Below are 20,196 nucleotides of genomic sequence, written 5' to 3' on the forward strand. Positions count from 1 at the left end.
CGTTGATTACTTCGCGCGGCGCATGAAATCGCGCGGACGGAAGCCCAGCGCGAACAGCACGGCAAAGTAGACGATGGCGCTGAGCGCGATGATCGCCAGCAGGGCGACGATGCGCAGCACCGGATGCGAGCGCAGTCCGGCCCAGTCGAGCTGCGCCTGGCTGAACCAGGCGGCCAGGCCCATCAGCACCACCGCCACCACCACCTTCAGGAAAAAGCCCAACCAGCCGGCATGCGGCGTGTAGATGCTGCGGCGGCGCAGGCCGGTGTACAGGAACAGCGCATTCAGGCAGGCGCCCAGACCGATCGACAGCGCCAGCCCGGCCACGCCCATGCCCAGCATCTGCACGAACACCAGGTTCATGGCCTGGGTCGCGATCAGCACGCCGATGGCGATGCGCACCGGGGTGCGGATGTCCTGGCGCGCGTAGAAGGCCGGCGCCAGGATCTTGACCAGGATGATGCCCAGCAGGCCGGCCGCATACGACATCAGCGGCGCGGTGGCGGCGGCGACGTTGGCGGCGTTGAATTCGCCGTAGTTGAAGAGGGCGGCGATCAGGGGCGTCGACAGCGCGGCCAGGCCCACCGCGGCCGGCAGGGCCAGCAGGAAGGTCAGGCGCAGGCCCCAGTCGAGCAGGGCCGAGTATTCGCCGATGTCGCCGTCGGCGTTCGCCTTCGACAGGCTGGGCAGCAGGATGGTGCCCAGCGCCACGCCCAGGATCCCGGTCGGGAATTCCATCAGGCGGTCGGCGTACTGCAGCACCGAGACGGCGCCGCCGCCCATGTTGGACGCGTAGTTGGTGTTGATGAGCAGGCTGATCTGGGCCGCGGAGACCGCGAACACGGCCGGCCCCATCTTCTTGAGGATGCGGCGCACGCCGGGGTCTTTCAGGCCGGACAGCGGATTGAAGGACAGGCGCGGCAGCATGCCGATGCGCTTCAGGGCCGGGATCTGGATCGCGACCTGGGCCACGCCCCCGACCATCACCGCCACCGCCATCGAGTAGATCGGCACCTCGAAGTACTGCACCAGGAACAGCGAGAAGAAGATCGAGGACAGGTTCCACAGCACCGGCGTGAAGGCCGGGATCTTGAATTCGCGCCAGGTGTTGAGCACGGCGCCGGCCAGCACCACGAAGGACATGCAGGCGATGTAGGGGAACATCAGGCGGGTCATGACCACGCCCTTGTCGAAGCCGTCGCCGTCCAGGCCGCTGGCGATGCCCATCAGGATCAGCGGCGCGGCAACGATCCCCAGCACGCTGACCACGACGGTCGCCCAGACCAGGGTGGTGGCGACGTGGTCGACCAGCGAACGCGTGGCTTCTTCGCCTTTCTGGTTCTTGTATTCGGCCAGGATGGGCACGAAGGCTTGCGAGAACGCGCCTTCGCCGAACAGCCGGCGCAGCAGGTTGGGCAGGCGGAAGGCGATGTAGAAAGCGTCGGTGTAGGGCGAGGCGCCGAAGGCACGCGCGAACAGGGTATCGCGCAGCAGACCGGTGATGCGGGAGACCATCGTCATGCTCGAGATGGCCGCCAGGGTTCGGAGTAGGTTCATAGGCCGCGATTATAGCTGGGCAATAGCTCGCAGAAACTTCCGAGCGTCGCTTTTAGAGGGTAAAGCGGCCGCAATCATGAATTTGGAATTGCCCTGCGATGAAACCTTCGCTATAATCGAGGGCTGTATTGAATTCAGTTGGCAGACACTAATCGTTTGAGGTGTTTGCGGACGCAACTTACACCGATTAGGAAATTCCATGGCAAATACCGCACAGGCGCGTAAGCGCGCTCGTCAAGCAGTCAAGCAAAACGCTCACAACTCGGCTCAGCGCTCGACCCTGCGCACCGCGATCAAGGCTGTCAAGAAGGCCATCCAGGCTGGCGACAAGGCCGCTGCAACCTCGATCTTCCAGCAATCCGTGTCGACCATCGACAGCATCGCTGACAAGAAAATCATCCACAAGAACAAGGCCGCTCGCCACAAGAGCCGCCTGGCTGCTGCTATCAAGGCCCTGTCGGCCTAATAGCTCCGGCATTGCGCGGCGTTTGCTGCGCAGTTCTGCAGGATGAGAAACCCGCTCGACCTCAGGTCCGGCGGGTTTTTTCGTTGATACAACGCCAAAAACCGGTGCCAAAAACCGGGGGGGGGCTGCCCCCCCCCCGGGTTTTGGCAATTACTTTCGGGATTTTCCGGCGCCGACCGCCTCGGCCGGCACTTCCATCCATTCGCCCGGCATCAAGGGGTTGCTGGACAGCGAGAACGGCCCGATGCTGGTGCGTACCAGACGCAGTGTCGGCAGCCCGACCGCGGCCGTCATGCGCCGCACCTGGCGGTTCTTGCCTTCCTGCAGCGTGATCGCGATCCAGCCCGTCGGCTTGTCCTGGCGGACCCGGATCGGCGGGTTGCGCGGCCACAGCCATTCCGGCTCGGCGATTTTGGCAGCGCGGCAGGGCTTGGTCACGAAGTCGCCCAGGTCCAGCGGGGCCTGCAGGCGCGCCAGCAGGTCGGCATCGGGCACGCCGTCCACCTGCACGATATACGTCTTGGCTTCCTTCTGGTCCGGATGGGCGATGCGGTGCTGGAGCTTGCCGTCGTCGGTCAGCAGCATCAGGCCTTCGCTATCGGCGTCGAGACGGCCGGCCGGGTAGATGCCGGGGATGTCGATATAGTCGGCGAGCGAGGCCCGGCCCGGTTCGGCGCTGAACTGGCAGAGCACCTGGAATGGTTTGTTAAATAAGATGAGGGACATGGAAGAGGTTTTTAGAGCAAAATAGCAAGCATCGCTATTGTATTTCGGAGACCTCCCAATGTTCGAACATATTCAAGTACCGGCCGAGGGCGCGAAGATCACCGTCAACCCCGACTTCTCGCTGAACGTGCCGGACCAGCCGATCATCCCGTATATCGAGGGCGACGGCACCGGCGTGGATATCACCCCGGTGATGCGCAAGGTGGTCGACGCGGCGGTGGCGAAAGCCTACGGCGGCGCGCGCCGGATCAGCTGGATGGAAATCTTCGCCGGCGAGAAGTCGACCCGCATCTACGGACCGGACGTCTGGCTGCCGTCGGAAACGCTGGACGCGGTCAAGGACTACGTGGTCTCGATCAAGGGCCCGCTGACGACCCCGGTCGGCGGCGGCATCCGCTCGCTGAACGTGGCGCTGCGCCAGGAACTCGACCTGTACGTCTGCCTGCGCCCGGTGCGCTATTTCGCCGGCGTGCCGTCGCCGCTGAAGGAGCCGCACAAGACCGACATGGTGATCTTCCGCGAGAACTCCGAAGACATCTATGCCGGCATCGAGTGGGCCGCCGAATCCGAGGGCGCCAGGAAGATCATCGACTTCCTGGTCAAGGAAATGGGCGTCAGCAAGATCCGCTTCCCGGACAGCTCGGGCATCGGCGTCAAGCCGGTCTCGCGCGAAGGCACCGAGCGCCTGGTGCGCAAGGCGATCCAGTACGCGATCGACAACGACAAGCCTTCGGTGACCCTGGTCCACAAGGGCAATATCATGAAGTACACCGAGGGCGGCTTCCGCGACTGGGGCTATGCGCTGGCCTTGAAGGAGTTCGGCGCCGAGCTGATCGACGGCGGCCCGTGGTGCAAGTTCAAGAACCCGAAAACCGGCCGCGACATCACGATCAAGGATTCGATCGCCGACGCCTTCCTGCAGCAGATCCTGCTGCGCCCGGCGGAGTACAGCGTGATCGCGACCCTGAACCTGAACGGCGACTATATTTCGGATGCGCTGGCGGCGCAGGTCGGCGGCATCGGCATCGCGCCGGGCGCCAACATGTCGGATTCGGTGGCGATGTTCGAGGCGACCCACGGCACCGCGCCCAAGTACGCCGGCAAGGATTACGTGAACCCGGGTTCGCTGATCCTGTCGGCCGAGATGATGCTGCGTCACATGGGCTGGACGGAGGCCGCCGACCTTTTGATCGCGTCGATGGAGAAGGCGATCACCTCGAAGCGCGTGACCTACGATTTCGCCCGCCTGATGGAAGGCGCGACCCAGGTGTCGTGCTCGGGCTTCGGCGAGGTGATGATCGAGTGCATGGGCTGAGGCCGGCATGGCGGACGAAACCAGATACGAAGGTATCGGTAAGCTGATCTATGGCGTGCAGCGCCTCGGCGGTGTCGAGCACCTGCTGGGGCTGGAGCACGATGCGCGGGTGGCGCCGGAACTGGCGGCCGCGGCCAGGGAATTGGCCGAGCGTCATCGGCAATTGATGAAGCCGATCGAAGAGAAGAGGGCGCTGGACGATCCGGAAGTCGACATGATCCTGCGCGGCGTGCCGGAGTTGTATACCACGCTGGTGGAGGGACTCGGTGGCGGCCACATCGGTCCCCGCGGCTGAGGATGCGGGTACCCGAATAAAAAAAGCCCCGCCGCAGCGGGGCTTTTAGCTTCCCGAGGGAGATTAAGCGCCCACGATGTTGGAAGCTTGCTTGCCTTTAGGGCCTTGCGTGACTTCGAATTGGACTTTCTGACCTTCTTTGAGGGTCTTAAAACCGTTCATATTGATTGCGGAGAAGTGTGCGAACAAATCCTCGCCGCCGTCATCTGGGGTGATGAAGCCAAAACCTTTGGAATCATTGAACCACTTCACAGTACCTGTTGCCATAAAATAACCTTCGATTAAAAACGAATCACACGAGCCATAAAAGCAAGAAGCTTCTTGCCCCCTCCTCAGCCTGCTCACTTCTTATCAACAAGTACATAAGTACATGTCAATAACTGCATTGTTGTTGCAATAATCCTGTAAGTCAAGCGCTTTTGAACGCGTGTTGTGAAAATTTCCACTACTGCTTTAAAACAAGCTCTTGATTTTCGCAACTGGGTCGCCATCTGCGCGCAACGGGGAAAACGCGTAAGATGGAAAGCACATGGGATGACGCAGGCAAGGACCCTGATTAACCCTGATTGTTAACGTACGCACGAACAGCGAAAGCATTTTAGAATACTCTTATGGCAACCAAGCACGATACCGAACAGCTGCTGGAGCGGCAGACCGTAAAGCCACCCCCCCTGTACCAGGTGGCGCTGCTGAACGACGATTACACTCCGATGGAGTTTGTGGTCGCCATCATCCAGGAGTATTTCAACAAGGATCGCGAGACGGCGACGCAGATCATGCTTTCCGTACATCGCCATGGTAAAGGGGTGTGCGGCGTGTTTTCCAAAGATATAGCGTGTACCAAAGTGGAGTTTGTATTAACGCATGCGCGTAAGGCAGGTCACCCCCTGCAGTGCGTGATGGAGGAAGTATGATTGCGCAGGAATTGGAAGTCTCTTTACATATGGCCTTTGTCGAAGCGCGGCAGGCTCGGCACGAGTTCATCACGGTCGAACACCTGCTTCTGGCGCTGCTCGACAACCCGTCGGCCGCTGAAGTCCTGCGTGCGTGCGCGGTCAACATCGAAGATCTGCGCAAGACCTTGACGAATTTCATCGGCGACAACACCCCGACCGTGCCCGGCACGGGCGAGGTCGATACCCAGCCGACCCTCGGTTTCCAGCGTGTGATTCAGCGTGCGATCATGCACGTGCAATCCGCCTCGAACGGCAAGAAGGAAGTGACCGGCGCGAACGTGCTGGTGGCGATCTTCGGCGAGAAGGACTCGCATGCCGTCTACTACCTGCACCAGCAGGGCGTGACCCGTCTCGACGTGGTCAATTTCATTTCGCACGGCGTGCGCAAGGACCAGCAGATCGACAGCCAGAAGGCGTCGGAAGGCGTGGAAGAGGCCCAGGTCGAAGGCGCGACGAAAGAAAGCCCGCTGGACCAGTTCACCCAGAACCTGAACAAGTCGGCTGCCGACGGCAAGATCGATCCGCTGATCGGCCGCGAGGAAGAAGTCGACCGCGTGATCCAGATCCTGTGCCGCCGCCGCAAGAACAACCCGCTGCTGGTGGGCGAGGCCGGGGTCGGCAAGACCGCGATCGCGGAAGGCCTGGCATGGCGCATCGTCCAGGAAGACGTGCCGGAGATCCTGCAGAATGCCGTCGTGTATTCGCTGGACATGGGCGCGCTGCTGGCCGGCACCAAGTACCGCGGCGACTTCGAGCAGCGCCTGAAAGCGGTGCTCAAGCAGCTCAAGGACACGCCGAACGGCATCCTGTTCATCGACGAGATCCACACGATCATCGGCGCCGGTTCGGCTTCGGGCGGTACGCTCGACGCCTCGAACCTGCTGAAGCCGGCCCTGGCGAACGGCCAGCTCAAGTGCATCGGCGCGACCACGTTCACGGAATTCCGCGGCGTGTTCGAGAAAGACCACGCACTGAGCCGCCGCTTCCAGAAGGTCGACGTCAACGAGCCGTCGGTCGAGCAGACCGTGCAGATCCTGCGCGGCCTGAAGTCGCGCTTCGAAGAGCACCACGGCGTGAAGTATTCGTCGTCGGCGCTGTCGACCGCGGCGGAACTCGCGGCACGCTTCATCAATGACCGTCATCTGCCCGACAAGGCGATCGACGTGATCGACGAAGCCGGTGCGGCCCAGCGCATCCTGCCGAAGTCGAAGCAGAAGAAGACCATCGGCAAGACGGAGATCGAGGACATCATCGCGAAGATCGCGCGGATCCCCCCGCAAACCGTCAACCAGGACGACCGCAGCAAGCTGCAGACCATCGACCGCGACCTGCGCAACGTCGTGTTCGGGCAAGACCCGGCCATCGACGCGCTGGCCTCGGCCATCAAGATGGCCCGTGCCGGCCTGGGCAAGCAGGACAAGCCGATCGGCTCCTTCCTGTTCTCCGGTCCGACCGGCGTCGGCAAGACCGAGGTCGCCAAGCAGTTGGCCTTCATCCTCGGCATCGAGCTGGTGCGCTTCGACATGTCGGAGTACATGGAACGCCATGCGGTGTCGCGCCTGATCGGTGCGCCGCCGGGCTACGTCGGCTTCGACCAGGGCGGCCTGCTGACCGAGGCCATCACCAAGAAGCCGCACACGGTGCTGCTGCTGGACGAGATTGAAAAAGCCCACCCGGACATTTTCAACATCCTGCTGCAGGTGATGGACCACGGCACGCTGACCGACAACAACGGCCGCAAGGCGGACTTCCGCAACGTGATCATCATCATGACCACGAACGCGGGCGCCGAGAGCCTGACCAAGCGTTCGGTGGGCTTCGTGGATTCGAAGGCGCAGGGCGACGAGATGGCCGACATCAAGCGCATGTTCACGCCGGAGTTCCGCAACCGCCTGGATGCCATCATCAGCTTCCGCGCGCTGGACGAGGAAATCATCCTGCGCGTCGTGGACAAGTTCCTGATGCAGCTGGAAGAGCAGCTGCACGAGAAGAAGGTGGAAGCCGTCTTCACCGAGAAACTGCGCAAGTTCCTCTCGAAGAAGGGTTTCGATCCGCTGATGGGTGCGCGTCCGATGTCGCGCCTGATCCAGGACATGATCCGCAAGGCGCTGGCCGACGAGCTGCTGTTCGGCCGCCTGGTCAACGGCGGACGCGTGACGGTGGACCTGAACGAGAAGGACGACGTGTTCCTCGAGTTCCCGGAAGGCGACGTCCCGCCGCCGCCGGAGCCGGTCGAAACGGTCGAGATCGAGTAAAGCAAGACTGCGGGGTTCGCCCCGCCACCAAAAGCCCGCTCAGTGCAGCCCGCACTCGCGGGCTTTTTTTTCGTCCAGCGGCGTCATGGAGTTGTCATATGGCAATCCTATACTGGCGGCATTTCTCGATCCCGCCCGCCAGCCCATGCGCTTATCCAGGATGCAAACCGGTACCAAGATCATCGGCGCCTTCGCCGCCGTCTCCGCTGCCATCGTCATCATCTGCATCGTCGCCCTGTGGCGGATGCAGGCCGCCGATGCGCTCACGAACGATCTGGTCCACAACAAGCTGGCCGGCCAGCAGCTCAGCGCCGAACTGCTCGGCATGGCGCGCCTGAACGGCGTACGCGCCGGCGCCATCGCGCGCAGCGACAGCCTCGAAGCGGGCGACTATTTCCAGGCCCAGCTGACCCAGGGCGACAAGGAAGAAGCGGCACTGGCAGCGCGCTTGAAGGCCCAGCTCGCGAACGGCGACGAGCGCAGGCTGGCCGAGCAGGCCGCGCAGCGCAAGGCCGCTTATCTAGCCGTGCGCAAGCAGGTGTTCCAGGCCAAGGACCTCGGCAAGACCCAGGAAGTGGAGCAACTCGCGTCGACGGACATGACGGCCAGCTTCGATGCCTACACCAGGGCGCTCGACGCGCTGCTGGCCTACCAGACCCGCCAGGCGCGCGAGATGGCCGCTGCATCGGCCGGCGCCTCGCTGTTCAGCCGTACGCTGCTGCTGGCCGTGGGTGGCGCCGCGCTGCTGCTCGGTGTGCTCGCCGGCTGGCTGCTCACGCGCAGCATCGTCGCGCCGCTGCAGGATGCCGTGCAGCTGGCCGAGCGCGTCGCCCGCGGCGACCTCAGCGCCAGCATCCGGCATGCGCGCTGCGATGAGATCGGGCGCCTGTTCGACGCCCTGAACCACATGACTGGCGGCGTGTCCGCCACCGTGACCAGGGTGCTGGCCAGCGCGCGCCTGATCGACGATGCCTCGGCCGACATCGCCGCCGGCAACCGCGACCTGTCGCAGCGCACCGAGCACCAGGCCAGCAGTCTGCATGCCACCGTGCGCGCGATGGCCGGCCTGCTCGAAACGGTCCAGCAGAACCACGCGAATGCGCACGACGCCAGCGAACTGGCGCTGGCAGCCTCCGGCGTGGCGCGGGAAGGGGCGGGCGCCGTTGGGCAAATGGTCGAGCGCATGGCGACGATCCGCCAGTCGGCGGCAAAGATCGGCGACATCACCGCCATGATCGACGGCATCGCCTTCCAGACGAATATCCTGGCCCTGAACGCGGCGGTGGAGGCGGCGCGCGCCGGCGCCGAAGGGCGCGGCTTTGCCGTGGTCGCCAACGAAGTGCGCAGCCTGGCCCAACATTCGGCTGCGGCGGCGAAAGAGATCAAGACCCTGATCGCGGCATCGCTCGGCGCCATCGAATCCGGTGCCGGGATTGCCGGGGCGGCCGGCGCCACCATGCGCCAGATCCTCGAGCGCGTGCAGCAGGTGGCCGACCTGCTCGGCGCCATCGACGCCGCCAGTGCCGAACAGGCCGCGGGCATCGCCCAGGTGCGCCACACGATCGCGGACATGGACGAGGCGACCCGCCAGAACGCCGCCATGGTCGAGCAGGCGGCGGCAGCGGCCGAAACCATGCGCGCCCAGGCCGAGCAGCTGACCGGGGTCGTCGCCACCTTCAAGGTCAGGGAAATGCGTCCGGCGCTCATGAATTAATTGCATGTATGCACGCCAACTAGCCGTTTCACTATGGCAAACTCATGTTCTCCAGCAACCTTGTTTCAGTGAACATGAACGTCTCCCCCACCATCCTCGCGCTGTCGCTGGCGCTCATCGGCCAGCAGGCCGGCGCCGCCGATCCCTATTTCCGCTTTCCCGCCGTGCGCGGCGAGACGGTCGTGTTCACCGCCGAGGGCGACCTCTGGCGCACGGCGGTCGGGGGCGGCAAGGCCACGCGCCTGACCACCCACCCGTCGAGCGAAACCCAGCCGGCGATTTCGCACGACGGCAAGTTCGTCGCCTTCGCCGCCTCGTATGAAGGCGCCCAGGAAGCCTATGTGATGCCGCTCGAAGGCGGGCTGCCGAAGCGCATCACCTTCGAGAACGGCGGCGTGAACGTGCTCGGCTGGACGGCGCAGGGCGAGGTGCTGGTCAGTACCGAGAACTCGACCGGGCCCTCGAAGCACCGCGTGGTCGCCGCGCTCGATCCGGTCAAGCTGACGCGCCGCGTGCTGCCGCTGGCCGACGCCAACGACGCCGTGCTGGATGACGCGGGCCGCACCGTGTACTTCACGCGCATGGGCCTGTCGATGACCAACGATAACGTGAAAGCCTACCGCGGCGGCGCCCATGCCCAGCTGTGGCGCTTCGACCTGGGTGCGAAAACCGAGGCGCAACAGCTGTTCAAGGACGATGCCGCCAACAACCGCCGCGCCATGTGGTGGCAGGGCCGCCTGTACTTCATCAGCGATGCCGGCGGCGCCGACAATCTCTGGACCTCGCTGCCGGACGGCAGCGACCGCCGCGAACTCACGCACCACAAGGCGTGGGACGTGCGCACCGCTTCGCTCGGCGACGGCCGCATCGCCTACCAGCTGGGCGCCGACCTGCACGTGTTCGACATCGCCAGCGGCCAGGATGCGCTGGTGCATGCCAGCCTGGTGTCCGACTTCGACCAGCAGCGCCTGCGGCGCGTGAAGTCGCCGCTCGACGCGCTGACCGGCATCGAGGTCGCCAGCAAGGCCGAGCGCATCGTCCTGACCGCGCGCGGCCGGGTGACGATCGCTGGCACCGGCAGCCATCGCCGGGTCGAGATCGCGGTGCCGGAAGGCGCGCGCGCCCGTGGCGCCGTGTTCAGCCACGACGACAAATGGGTCTACGCGATCGCCGACACCAGCGGCGAAAACGAGATCTGGCGCTACGCGGCCGACGGCTCCGGCCATGGCGAACGTCTGACCACCGACGGCGCCAGTCATCGCTCGGCGCTGTACCCCTCGCCGGACGGCAAATGGCTGGCCCACACCGACAAGAAGGGCCGCACCTGGCTGCTCGACCTGGCGGCCCGCACCAACGTCATCATCGACGATGCCGGCCAGGCAGGCCTGGACCGTTCCGACCAGGTGGTGTGGTCGCCCGACAGCCGCAACCTGGCCTTCGTGCGCGCCGGCAGCAGCGAACGACGCGACCAGATCGGCATGTTCAATCTGGCCAACCGGACCCTCGCTTTTGTCACCACCGACCGCTACGAGGCCAGCTCGCCGGCCTTCTCGCCGGACGGCAAATGGCTGTACTTCCTGTCGGCGCGCCACTTCAACCTGGGCAATGCCTCGCCCTGGGGCGACCGCAACATGGGGCCGGTGTTCGACAAGCGCGTCGGCGTGTATGCGCTGGCGCTGCAGCCGGACGTGCGCTTCCCCTTCAAGCCGGAAGACGAGCTGACCAAGCCGGAAGAGAAGTCGCCCGAGGCGGCGGCCAAGGCGGCCGTGAAATTGCCGGGCGCGGACGAAGCGGACAGCGCCAAGGGGGCGGCCGTTGCCGCCGCCTCGGCCGCAGCGGAAGCGAAGATCAAGGCTGCCGGCCTCGACAAGCCGGCCGCGCCGACGCCGGCGATCGTCTACGCCGGCTTGCGCGAACGCCTCTACGAAGTACCGGTCATGCCGGGCAATTACCGCGCGCTGGCGGTCGACGACAAGCGCCTCTACCTGCTGGACGCCGACCAGGACCCCACCAAGGGCGGCACCCTCAAGACCGTGGCGATCACGCGCAGCACGCCACAGCCGGAGACCTTTGCCGCCAACGTGCGCGAGTTCGGCCTGTCCAGCGACCACAAGCATGTGTTTTACCGCACCTTTGCCAGGGGCACGCCGGGCGACATGCTGATCGTCGATGCCGCCGCCAAGGCCCCGGCCGACCTGGCCAAGGCCAAAGTGAAAATCGACGACTGGGCGGTGAGCTCGAATCCGCGCCTGGAATGGAAGCAGATGTTCAACGACGCCTGGCGCATGCACCGCGACTTCCTGTACGACGCCAACATGCGCGGCATCGACTGGAACGCCATGCGCGCGCGCTACGCGCCGCTGGTCGAGCGCGTGACCGACCGCGCGGAACTGGACGACGTGCTGGGCATGATGGTCGGCGAGGTCGGCGCGCTGCACTCGCAGATCCGTCCCGGTGACGTGCGCCGCGCCGCCAGCGAGGGCACGCCGGCCAGCCTGGGCGCGGTCCTGACGCGGGTCGCGGACGGCTACCGCGTCGACCACGTCTACCGCAGCGAGCCGGAGCTGCCGTCCGAAGCGGGGCCGCTGGCCGCGCCGGACGTCCAGGTCAGGGAAGGCGACATCATCACGGCCGTCAACGGCAAGTCGCTGCCGGAGGCGCGCGACATCGCCGACCTGCTGCTGGACACCGCCGGCAAGCAGGTGCTCCTGCACGTGAAGAGCCCGGGCGCGAAAAATGCGAAGCCGCGTGCAGTGATCGTCACCCCGGTCTCGATGGCGACCCACGCCAGCCTGCGCTACGCCGACTGGGAGCAGGGCAGGGCACAGCAGGTCGAGGCGGCTTCGAAAGGCAAGATCGGCTACCTGCACCTGCGCGCGATGGTGGCACGCGACATCAGCGCCTTCGCGCGCGACTTCTACGCCAACATCAACAAGGAAGGCCTGATCATCGACGTGCGCCGCAATAACGGCGGCAACATCGACAGCTGGATCATCGAAAAGCTGCTGCGCCGCTCCTGGGCCTTCTGGTCCTCGAACGGCAAGCAGCCCTACTCGAACATGCAGAACACCTTCCGCGGCCACCTGGTGGTGCTGATGGACGAGCTGACCTATTCCGATGGCGAGACCTTTGCCGCCGGCGTCAAGGCCTTGAAGCTGGGGCCGCTGGTCGGCAAGCGCAGCGCCGGCGCCGGCGTCTGGCTCAGCGACGGCAACGGCCTGGCGGACAACGGCATGGCGCGCGTGGCCGAGAACGGCCAGTTTTCGAGCGATGGCGAGTGGCTGATCGAAGGCGTGGGCGTAACCCCGGACGTCGAGGTCGACAATCTGCCTCACGAGACCTTCAACGGGCGCGACCGCCAGCTCGAAGTGGCGCTCGAGCTGCTGGAGAAGAAGATGAAGGAGCAGCCGGTGAAGCCCTGGAAGCCGGCTGCGATTCCTGCGCTGAAACGATAAACTTCAGATCGCGGCCAGCGCCCGCGCCAGGTCGGCGCGCTGGTCGTCGACGTGTTCGATGCCGACCGACAGGCGGATCAAACCGTCGCCGATGCCGAGCCTGGCCCGCTGCTCGGGCGGGATGGTGGCATGGGTCATGATGGCCGGGTGCTCGATCAGGCTCTCGACCCCGCCCAGGCTTTCGGCCAGCGTGAACACTTCGCAATGCTCGAGGAAGCGCCTGCTGCCTTCCAGGTCGGTGTCGAGGTCGACCGAGATGATGCCGCCGTAGCCGTGCATCTGGCGCCGCGCCAGCTCGTGCTGGGGATGCGACGCCAGGCCTGGATAGAACACGCGGCTGACCTTTTTCTGCTCTTCCAGCCAGTGGGCCAGCGCCAGGGCATTGGCCGAGCTGCGCTCGACCCGCAAGGCCAGGGTCTTTATCCCGCGCAGCACCAGGAAGCTGTCGAAGGGGCCCTGGATCGCGCCGACGGCATTCTGGATGAAGCCGAGGCGCTCGCGCAACTGCTGGTGGCGATCTTCCGTGCCGACCACCGCCACGCCGCCGATCACATCCGAATGACCATTCATGTATTTGGTGGTCGAGTGCACGACGATGTCGATGCCGTGTTCCAGCGGGCGCTGAACGATGGGGCTGGCGAAGGTGTTGTCGCACACGGACAGCACGCCGCGCTCGCGGCACAGGGCGGCCAGCGCGCGCAGGTCGGCCAGCTTCAGCATCGGGTTGGTCGGCGTCTCGACCCACACCATCTTCGTGTCCGGCCGCAGGGCGCCGGCCACCGCAAGCGGATCGGTCAGGTCGACGTAGGTGAACTCGTGACCGGCGCTGTGGCGGCGCACCCGCTCGAACAGGCGGTAGGTGCCGCCGTACATGTCGTCGCCGGCGACGATGTGGGAGCCGGCCGGCAGCAGCTCCAGCACCGAGGAAATCGCCGCCAGGCCGGAGGCGAAGGCGAAGGCCGCGCCGCCGCTTTCGATGTCGGCCACGCAGCGCTCCAGCGCCCAGCGGGTCGGGTTGTGCGAGCGGCCGTAGTCCAGGCCCTTGTGCACGCCCGGACTCTCCTGGGCGAAGGTGGAGGTCGCGTAGATCGGCGGCATCACCGCGCCGGTGCCGGGGTCGGGCGCCTGGCCGCCGTGGATGACGCGGGTGGCGATGTGGCGTTTTTTATCGCTGTCGTCGTGGCTCATTTCACTCATCTCATTTCAATGTTCTGCGCAGGTGGTTGAGGAGGTCGAAGCGCGTGATCAGGCCATAAAAACGCTCGCCTTCCGCGATCACCACGGTCAGGCCGCGGTCGAGGATCTCGCGCACCTGCTGCATGCTGCCCGACGGCGGCAGGGTCTGCAGCGCCGAGGTCATGCTGCTCGAAACCTGCGCCTGGAAGTCTCCTTTCTCGGCGCTCACGTGCTTGAGAATGTCCGACTCGTCGACCAGCCCGACCAGCCGGCCGCGCTCGATCACCGGCAGCTGGGCCAGGTCGGCGCTGCGCATGCGGTTGAAGGCGGTCAGCAGGGTGTCGGTCGGGGCCACGGTGACGACGTCGCCGTCGTCGAAGCGGCGCCCGATCAGGTCGCGCAGGTCGCCGGTCTGCGGGCGCTGCAGCAGGCCCTGGTCGACCATCCAGCCGTCGCTGTAGACCTTGGTCAGATAGCGGGTGCCGGTGTCGCACACAAAAGTGACCACGCGCTTGGGCGTGCTTTGCTCGCGGCAGTAGCGCAGGGCGGCGGCCAGCAGGGTGCCGCTCGAGGAGCCGGCCAGCAGGCCTTCCTGGCGCAGCAGGGTGCGCGCGGTATTGAAGCTCTCTTCGTCGCCGATGGTGTAGGCGCGGCGCACCCGCGACAGGTCGGCAATCGAAGGAATGAAGTCCTCGCCGATGCCTTCCACGGCCCAGGAGCCCGACACCTCGGACACGCGGCCGGTGCGCACGTATTCCGACAAAATCGAGCCCTGCGGATCGGCCAGCACGAATTCGAGATCCGGCTGGACCTTGGCGAAGTAGCGCGACAGGCCGGTGAGGGTGCCGGACGAGCCGACGCCGACCACCACCGCGTCGAGCTCGTGCTTCATCTGTTCCCAGATTTCCGGTCCGGTCGTGGTTTCGTGGGCCAGCGGATTGGCCGGGTTGTTGAACTGGTCGGCGAACCAGGCGCCGGGAATCTCGCGCGCCAGGCGCGCCGCATAATCCTGGTAGTACTCGGGGTGGCCCTTGCCGACGTCCGAGCGGGTCAGGTGGATCTCGGCGCCCAGGGCTTTCAGGTGCAGCACTTTCTCGGCGGCCATCTTGTCGGGCACCACCAGCACCACGCGGTAGCCCTTGATGCGGGCGACCAGCGCCAGGCCCAGGCCGGTATTGCCGGCGGTGGCCTCGACCACCGTGCCGCCGGGCTTCAGGCGGCCATCCTGCTCGGCCGCCTCGATCATGGCGCGGCCGATGCGGTCCTTGATGGAGCCGCCGGGGTTCTGGGATTCGAGTTTGAGAAACAGCTGGCAGGGGCCGGTGTCCAGCCGGGTGACCTCGACCAGTGGGGTATTACCGATCAGCGAAAAGATTGCAGCGGATGACGCGGGTTGCGCGGTGTGCATATTCCCTCCAAGGGGCGCCGGGCCGTCGAAAAAAAGACGAGCATAGGACGCTTTGTGGCGTCCCGACTTGGGGAATGTTAAGCCTTTTCAAGGATCGCAGCGTAAAACTGTAAGAGTTTACAGTGTTCATGATCAGTGGATTCCCGGCAGAATTTATGCACCATTCATCGGGAGATCCACATGAAATTCACCACCTGCCTGTCGGCCCTGCTGGCGCTGTCCGCTGCTGCCGGCAGCCGGCCACGCCGCCGAGATCACCCGCATCGACGCTAAAACCCTGCACTTCGAAGGCGGCATCGAGCGCGGCGATGCGGCGCGCCTGGAGCAGATGCTCACGCCGGGCACCACGCTGCTGAAGGTGCACAGCCCCGGCGGCTCGAGCGAAGAAGGCATCCTGCTGGGCCGCATCATCCATGCCCGGCACCTGGACCTGGAAATCGACCGCGGCTGCGGCTCGAGCTGCGCCAACTACATGTTCCCGGCCGCCCGCCACAAGACCATCCCGCCGGGCGCCGTGCTGGCCTATCACGGCACTATGTACCTGACCGACCTGGCCGGCGAAAAGAATCTCCGCGAACAGTTGACAGCCGGCGGCATCCCGCCGGCCGAGGTGGAGAAACAGGTGCCGGGCCTGCTCGCCAACAACAAGCGCATCGCCAAGATGGAAAGCGAGTTCACCGCCGAGATCGGCGTCAACCCGCAGTTCTACCGCGATTTCAGGACCGTCGCCGAGCAGGGCGATGCGCTCGAAGCGCAGTACAAAGCCCAGCAGCCGGACTTCCTGTGGTGGCCGTCCGCGCGCCGCCTGGCGCAGTGCTACGGCATCCGCGACGTGAACGACCAGGGCCGCCCGGCGCAGCTGGACAGCGTCGGCCATTTCCTCGAAGCGAAACGGAATCTGCTGCTGGTCGGCGACCAGGCCTTGCCGGCCTGCGCCGGCTGAAGCCTCGGTTGCCCGCTCAGTTGCCCGCTCAGTTACCCGCTCAGCTGCCGGCCTTCAGGCGCCGCCACAGCGTGGTGCGGCTGATACCCAGGTGGCGCGCGGCGGCTTCGCGCTGGCCGCCGAAGCGCGCCAGCACCTCGGCGATGTTCGCTTGCGCCGCGTCCTGCGCGGCAGGGAGGACAGCCGGCACGGGCAGGGCCCCGGCCGGCATCGCCGCCGGCTGGCCCAGCTCGGGCGCGACCGACAACAGGAAGGCCGGGGTCAGCGCCTGCAGCGGCTCGGCGGCCAGGAACAGGGCCAGCCGCTCCATCAGGTTGCGCAGTTCGCGCACATTGCCCGGCCAGGCATAGGCCTGCAACAGCGGCGCGCAGGCCGCGATCTCGGCCGCCAGGTTCGGGTGCGGGCGCGCGCTGAGGGCCGCCATCGCGTTCTTCAGCGACCATTCGGCCAGTTGCGGGATGTCGGCGCGGCGCTCGCGCAGCGGCGGCAGCACCAGGCGCAGCACCGCCAGGCGGTAGAACAGGTCGGCGCGGAAGCGGCCCTCGCGCACGCGGGCGTCGAGGTCGCAGTGGGTGGCGCTGACCACCCGCACGTCGATCGGCACCGGGCGCGTGCCGCCGACCCGCATCACCTCGCGCTCTTCCAGCACGCGCAGCAGGCGCGTCTGCAAGCCAAGGGGCATCTCGCCGATCTCGTCGAGGAACAGGGTGCCGCCGTTGGCCGCTTCGAACAGGCCGGCATGGCCGCCGCGCCGGGCGCCGGTGAAGGCGCCTTCCTCGTGCCCGAACAGTTCCGATTCCAGCAGCGATTCGGCGATCGCGCCGCAGTTCACCGCGACGAAAGGGCGGGACGCGGCGCGGTGCGGCCCTTCGCGGTGGATGGCCTGGGCCACCAGTTCCTTGCCGCTGCCGGTCTCGCCCTGGATCAGCACCGTGGCTTTCGAGCGCGCATACAGCACCACGGTCTGACGCAGCTTTTCCATCGCCGGCGATTCGCCGCGCAGGTCGTTCAGGCCGCGCCGCGCGCGCCGCGTGTCCGGGCTGCCGCGCCGGCCGCGGCCGGATTCCAGCCGGGTCAGGCGCGCCATCTCGAGCGCATCGTCGAAGGCCTGGCGGATCGAGGCCGCCGAGTACACGAACACCGCCTTCAGCCCCGCTTCCTCGGCCAGGTCGGTGATCAGGCCGGCGCCGACGATCACCTCGACCCCGGCCGCCTTCAGCTCGGCGATGGCGGCGCGCGCATCCTCTTCGGTCACGTAAGTACGCTGCTCGACCGCCAGCCCGAAGGTGGCGCTGAACTCGGCCAGTTCCGCCATCGGCTGCTGGTAGTTGATCAGCGCGATGCGCGGCGACAGGCGGCGCGCCCGCGCCAGGGCCTGCATCACGTCGCTGCCGCTGGCCTTCGCCACCACCACCGGCACCGAGACCCGTCCTTTCAGGTAGGCGGCATTCGAACCGGCGGCGATCACGACGTCGCAGTGGTCTGTCGCCATGCGCTCGCGGATGTGGCGGGCGGCATCGTCGAAGCCCAAATGCAGCGGCTCGATCTGCGCCAGGTGGTCGTATTCGAGGGTGATGTCGCGGAACAGATCGGACAGGCGGGACACGGAAACGGTCCAGATCACCGGCTTGTCGACGGCATCGGGGGCGGTGCGGGTGGGATGACTCATGTTGCAAGTGTAGTGCAAATCGAAATGAAAATCGGCGCCAGCCGTAAGAATCGGGTAAGGCAACCCACTTAGGATCGACCCCAGCCTGTATTAAAAAGGCATCAATAGAACGATTGGAGACAAATGATGGACCAAGACGTTGTACAGAGGGTCAAGAACGACCCCAATTACCAGAAGCTGGTCAGGACCCGCTCCCGCTACGGCTGGATGCTGACCTGGGCCGTGATGATCGTGTATTACGGCTTCACCTGCCTGAACGCCTTCGACAAGGAATTCATGGGTTCCCGCATCGGCGCGGGCGTCATGTCCTGGGGCGTGCCCCTGGGCCTGTTCGTGATCCTGTTCACGGTGGTCGTCACCGGCATCTACGTGCGCCGCGCCAACAGCGAGTTCGACGCGCTGACCGACGCGATCCAGCGCAACGCCGCCGCCGGCCAGGCTGCGCAAACCACCGACACCACCGCAGCATCGAGGAAGCGCGCATGAAGACCATGATCCCGCATTTGAAGCACAAGGTATCCGCGCTGGCACTGCTGGCCGCCACCAATGCCGCGCTGGCCGCGCCCGACCTGGGCCAGGCCACCAAGCAGGCCACCAACTGGACCGCGATCACGATGTTCGCGGTGTTCGTGATCCTGACCCTGTTCATCACCAAGTGGGCCGCCAAGCGCACCCGCTCGGCTTCGGACTTCTACACCGCCGGCGGCGGCATCACCGGCTTCCAGAACGGCCTGGCGATCGCCGGCGACTTCATGTCGGCAGCAAGCTTCCTCGGCATTTCCGCCGCGGTGTTCGCCAACGGCTTCGACGGCCTGATCTACGCGATCGGCTTCCTGGTCGGCTGGCCGGTCATCACTTTCCTGATGGCCGAGCGCCTGCGCAACCTGGGCCGCTTCACCTTCGCCGACGTCGCCGCCTACCGCTTCGCGCAGAAGCCGGTGCGCATGTTCGCCGCCTCGGGCACCCTGGTCGTGGTCCTGTTCTACCTGATCGCGCAGATGGTCGGCGCCGGCCAGCTGATCAAGCTGCTGTTCGGCCTGGACTACAGCATCGCCGTGGTGCTGGTCGGTATCCTGATGATGGTCTACGTGCTGTTCGGCGGCATGACCGCCACCACCTGGGTCCAGATCATCAAGGCCGTGATGCTGCTCGGCGGCGCCTCCTTCATGGCGTTCTCGGTGCTGGCGATGTACAACTTCAGCCCGGAAGCCCTGTTCGCCAAGGCCGTCGACGTGCACAGCAAGGGCTTCTCGATCATGGGCCCGGGTAACTTCATCAAGGACCCGATCTCCGGCATCTCCTTCGGCATGGCACTGATGTTCGGTACCGCCGGCCTGCCGCACATCCTGATGCGCTTCTTCACCGTCCCGAGCGCCAAGGAAGCGCGCAAGTCGGTGCTGTGGGCTACCACCTGGATCGGCTACTTCTACATCCTGACCTTCATCATCGGCTTCGGCGCGATCGTGCTGGTCGGTACCAACCCGGCCTTCAAGGATGCTGACGGCAAGCTGCTGGGCGGCATCAACATGGCGGCCGTGCACCTGGCCAGCGCGGTCGGCGGCGACGTCTTCCTCGGCTTCATCTCGGCCGTGGCCTTCGCGACCATCCTGGCGGTGGTGGCCGGCCTGACCCTGTCGGGCGCCTCGGCGGTGTCGCACGACCTGTATGCCACCGTGATCAAGAAGGGCCAGCCGGCCCCGGGCAGCGAACTGCGCGTCTCGAAGATCACCACCATCGTCCTCGGCATCATCGCCGTGGGACTGGGCTATGTGTTCGAGACCGTCAACGTCGCCTTCATGGTGTCGCTGGCCTTCGCGATCGCGGCTTCGGCCAACTTCCCGGTGCTGTTCATGTCCGTCCTGTGGAGCAAGTGCACCACCCGCGGCGCGACCATCGGCGGCTTCCTGGGCCTGGCCACCGCCGTGATCCTGACCGTGCTGTCGAAGTCGGTGTGGGTCGACGTCTTCCACAACAAGACCGAGATCTTCCCGTACACCTCGCCGGCACTGTTCTCGATGATCGTCGGCTTCGTGGGCGTGTGGCTGTTCTCGGTCACCGACAAGAGCCCGCGCGCTGCGATCGACAAGGCTGGCTTCGAGGCGCAGGAAGTGCGTTCGGAGACTGGTATTGGAGCTGCAGCGGCTTCGTCGCACTGAGTTCCGGCGTGGGCTCGGGGAGCCCACCCTACATAAAGAAGGGCCCGGTCGATTCGTCGACCGGGCTTTTTTCATGGTGCGATGGAACAGATGTTGCGTTTCATG

16 protein-coding genes are annotated in these 20,196 nt (G+C 65.6%); 10 read left to right on the forward strand and 6 right to left on the reverse strand.

What is annotated here, in order from left to right:
- Positions 1–6 precede the first annotated feature (6 nt).
- Entirely contained in the window at positions 7–1,557 is a 1,551-nt protein-coding gene (murJ, locus tag NX782_RS09200) for a murein biosynthesis integral membrane protein MurJ (protein ID WP_258845146.1), read from the reverse strand.
- A gap of 199 nt (positions 1,558–1,756) precedes the next feature.
- Between murJ and rpsT the strand changes: the two genes are divergently transcribed.
- A complete protein-coding gene (gene rpsT, locus NX782_RS09205) occupies positions 1,757–2,023 on the forward strand; it encodes a 30S ribosomal protein S20 (protein WP_258845147.1) in 267 nt (88 codons plus the stop codon).
- 150 nt (positions 2,024–2,173) lie between these two features.
- Here the strand turns inward: rpsT and NX782_RS09210 are convergent, their stop codons facing one another.
- On the reverse strand, positions 2,174–2,749 hold the full coding sequence (locus NX782_RS09210) for a pseudouridine synthase (protein ID WP_258845148.1): 576 nt from the start codon (positions 2,747–2,749) through the stop codon (positions 2,174–2,176).
- 58 nt (positions 2,750–2,807) lie between these two features.
- Between NX782_RS09210 and icd the strand changes: the two genes are divergently transcribed.
- Both icd and NX782_RS09220 read left to right on the forward strand, forming a co-directional pair.
- Positions 2,808–4,064 carry an NADP-dependent isocitrate dehydrogenase gene (icd, locus tag NX782_RS09215; protein WP_258845149.1) on the forward strand — a complete coding sequence of 419 codons (1,257 nt, stop codon included), beginning with the start codon at positions 2,808–2,810 and terminating at the stop codon, positions 4,062–4,064.
- Positions 4,065–4,071: 7 nt separating this feature from the next.
- A complete protein-coding gene (locus NX782_RS09220) occupies positions 4,072–4,359 on the forward strand; it encodes a hypothetical protein (RefSeq protein ID WP_258845150.1) in 288 nt (95 codons plus the stop codon).
- A gap of 63 nt (positions 4,360–4,422) precedes the next feature.
- Here the strand turns inward: NX782_RS09220 and cspE are convergent, their stop codons facing one another.
- Complete coding sequence (gene cspE / locus NX782_RS09225) at positions 4,423–4,626, reverse strand: transcription antiterminator/RNA stability regulator CspE (RefSeq protein ID WP_036165387.1); 204 nt, start codon at positions 4,624–4,626, stop codon at positions 4,423–4,425.
- 344 nt (positions 4,627–4,970) lie between these two features.
- Between cspE and clpS the strand changes: the two genes are divergently transcribed.
- The 4 genes from clpS (at position 4,971) to NX782_RS09245 (ending at position 12,739) form a co-directional block, all read left to right on the forward strand.
- A complete protein-coding gene (gene clpS, locus NX782_RS09230; protein WP_027864722.1) occupies positions 4,971–5,273 on the forward strand; it encodes an ATP-dependent Clp protease adapter ClpS in 303 nt (100 codons plus the stop codon).
- Positions 5,270–7,570 carry an ATP-dependent Clp protease ATP-binding subunit ClpA gene (clpA, locus tag NX782_RS09235; RefSeq protein ID WP_258845151.1) on the forward strand — a complete coding sequence of 767 codons (2,301 nt, stop codon included), beginning with the start codon at positions 5,270–5,272 and terminating at the stop codon, positions 7,568–7,570. The genes clpS and clpA overlap by 4 nt, the downstream gene beginning before the upstream one ends.
- A 160-nt stretch (positions 7,571–7,730) precedes the next feature.
- Positions 7,731–9,284 carry a methyl-accepting chemotaxis protein gene (locus NX782_RS09240; RefSeq protein ID WP_258845152.1) on the forward strand — a complete coding sequence of 518 codons (1,554 nt, stop codon included), beginning with the start codon at positions 7,731–7,733 and terminating at the stop codon, positions 9,282–9,284.
- A 74-nt stretch (positions 9,285–9,358) separates the two neighbouring features.
- Positions 9,359–12,739 (forward strand): S41 family peptidase, encoded by a 3,381-nt coding sequence (locus NX782_RS09245; protein ID WP_258845153.1) that lies wholly within the window; start codon positions 9,359–9,361, stop codon positions 12,737–12,739.
- Between the two features lie 3 nt (positions 12,740–12,742).
- Here the strand turns inward: NX782_RS09245 and NX782_RS09250 are convergent, their stop codons facing one another.
- Both NX782_RS09250 and NX782_RS09255 read right to left on the reverse strand, forming a co-directional pair.
- Positions 12,743–13,927, reverse strand: a complete 1,185-nt coding sequence (locus NX782_RS09250) for a trans-sulfuration enzyme family protein (RefSeq protein ID WP_258845154.1) — start codon at positions 13,925–13,927, stop codon at positions 12,743–12,745.
- A gap of 10 nt (positions 13,928–13,937) precedes the next feature.
- Complete coding sequence (locus NX782_RS09255) at positions 13,938–15,323, reverse strand: pyridoxal-phosphate dependent enzyme (protein ID WP_258845155.1); 1,386 nt, start codon at positions 15,321–15,323, stop codon at positions 13,938–13,940.
- 328 nt (positions 15,324–15,651) lie between these two features.
- On the opposite strand from NX782_RS09255, the gene NX782_RS09260 reads away from it, so the two are divergent.
- Positions 15,652–16,266: a hypothetical protein gene (locus tag NX782_RS09260; RefSeq protein WP_258845156.1), complete on the forward strand. Its 615-nt coding sequence runs from the start codon at positions 15,652–15,654 to the stop codon at positions 16,264–16,266.
- Positions 16,267–16,306: 40 nt separating this feature from the next.
- On the opposite strand, the gene prpR is transcribed toward NX782_RS09260, so the two are convergent.
- A complete protein-coding gene (prpR, locus tag NX782_RS09265) occupies positions 16,307–17,935 on the reverse strand; it encodes a propionate catabolism operon regulatory protein PrpR (RefSeq protein ID WP_258845157.1) in 1,629 nt (542 codons plus the stop codon).
- A 126-nt stretch (positions 17,936–18,061) separates the two neighbouring features.
- On the opposite strand from prpR, the gene NX782_RS09270 reads away from it, so the two are divergent.
- Positions 18,062–18,421: a DUF485 domain-containing protein gene (locus NX782_RS09270; protein WP_258845168.1), complete on the forward strand. Its 360-nt coding sequence runs from the start codon at positions 18,062–18,064 to the stop codon at positions 18,419–18,421.
- The gene (locus NX782_RS09275) at positions 18,418–20,091 is read left to right on the forward strand and encodes a cation acetate symporter (protein WP_370661780.1); all 1,674 of its coding nucleotides are present in this window, start codon (positions 18,418–18,420) and stop codon (positions 20,089–20,091) included. The genes NX782_RS09270 and NX782_RS09275 overlap by 4 nt, the downstream gene beginning before the upstream one ends.
- Positions 20,092–20,196 lie beyond the last annotated feature (105 nt).

Origin of the sequence: Massilia norwichensis, from assembly GCF_024753245.1 — a bacterium.
In the GTDB taxonomy this organism is placed as follows: Bacteria; Pseudomonadota; Gammaproteobacteria; order Burkholderiales; family Burkholderiaceae_D; genus Telluria; species Telluria norwichensis.

What these genes read in the sequence shown, in the direction of transcription:
- NX782_RS09275 (WP_370661780.1), top strand. Translation starts at nt 18,418, where the DNA reads ATGAAGACCATGATCCCGCATTTGAAGCACAAGGTATCCGCGCTGGCA.
- NX782_RS09270 (WP_258845168.1), top strand. Translation starts at nt 18,062, where the DNA reads ATGGACCAAGACGTTGTACAGAGGGTCAAGAACGACCCCAATTACCAG.
- murJ (WP_258845146.1), bottom strand. Translation starts at nt 1,557, where the DNA reads ATGAACCTACTCCGAACCCTGGCGGCCATCTCGAGCATGACGATGGTC.
- rpsT (WP_258845147.1), top strand. Translation starts at nt 1,757, where the DNA reads ATGGCAAATACCGCACAGGCGCGTAAGCGCGCTCGTCAAGCAGTCAAG.
- NX782_RS09260 (WP_258845156.1), top strand. Translation starts at nt 15,652, where the DNA reads ATGCTCACGCCGGGCACCACGCTGCTGAAGGTGCACAGCCCCGGCGGC.
- NX782_RS09250 (WP_258845154.1), bottom strand. Translation starts at nt 13,927, where the DNA reads ATGAGCCACGACGACAGCGATAAAAAACGCCACATCGCCACCCGCGTC.
- NX782_RS09220 (WP_258845150.1), top strand. Translation starts at nt 4,072, where the DNA reads ATGGCGGACGAAACCAGATACGAAGGTATCGGTAAGCTGATCTATGGC.
- prpR (WP_258845157.1), bottom strand. Translation starts at nt 17,935, where the DNA reads ATGAGTCATCCCACCCGCACCGCCCCCGATGCCGTCGACAAGCCGGTG.
- clpS (WP_027864722.1), top strand. Translation starts at nt 4,971, where the DNA reads ATGGCAACCAAGCACGATACCGAACAGCTGCTGGAGCGGCAGACCGTA.
- NX782_RS09240 (WP_258845152.1), top strand. Translation starts at nt 7,731, where the DNA reads ATGCAAACCGGTACCAAGATCATCGGCGCCTTCGCCGCCGTCTCCGCT.
- clpA (WP_258845151.1), top strand. Translation starts at nt 5,270, where the DNA reads ATGATTGCGCAGGAATTGGAAGTCTCTTTACATATGGCCTTTGTCGAA.
- NX782_RS09255 (WP_258845155.1), bottom strand. Translation starts at nt 15,323, where the DNA reads ATGCACACCGCGCAACCCGCGTCATCCGCTGCAATCTTTTCGCTGATC.
- icd (WP_258845149.1), top strand. Translation starts at nt 2,808, where the DNA reads ATGTTCGAACATATTCAAGTACCGGCCGAGGGCGCGAAGATCACCGTC.
- NX782_RS09245 (WP_258845153.1), top strand. Translation starts at nt 9,359, where the DNA reads ATGAACGTCTCCCCCACCATCCTCGCGCTGTCGCTGGCGCTCATCGGC.
- cspE (WP_036165387.1), bottom strand. Translation starts at nt 4,626, where the DNA reads ATGGCAACAGGTACTGTGAAGTGGTTCAATGATTCCAAAGGTTTTGGC.
- NX782_RS09210 (WP_258845148.1), bottom strand. Translation starts at nt 2,749, where the DNA reads ATGTCCCTCATCTTATTTAACAAACCATTCCAGGTGCTCTGCCAGTTC.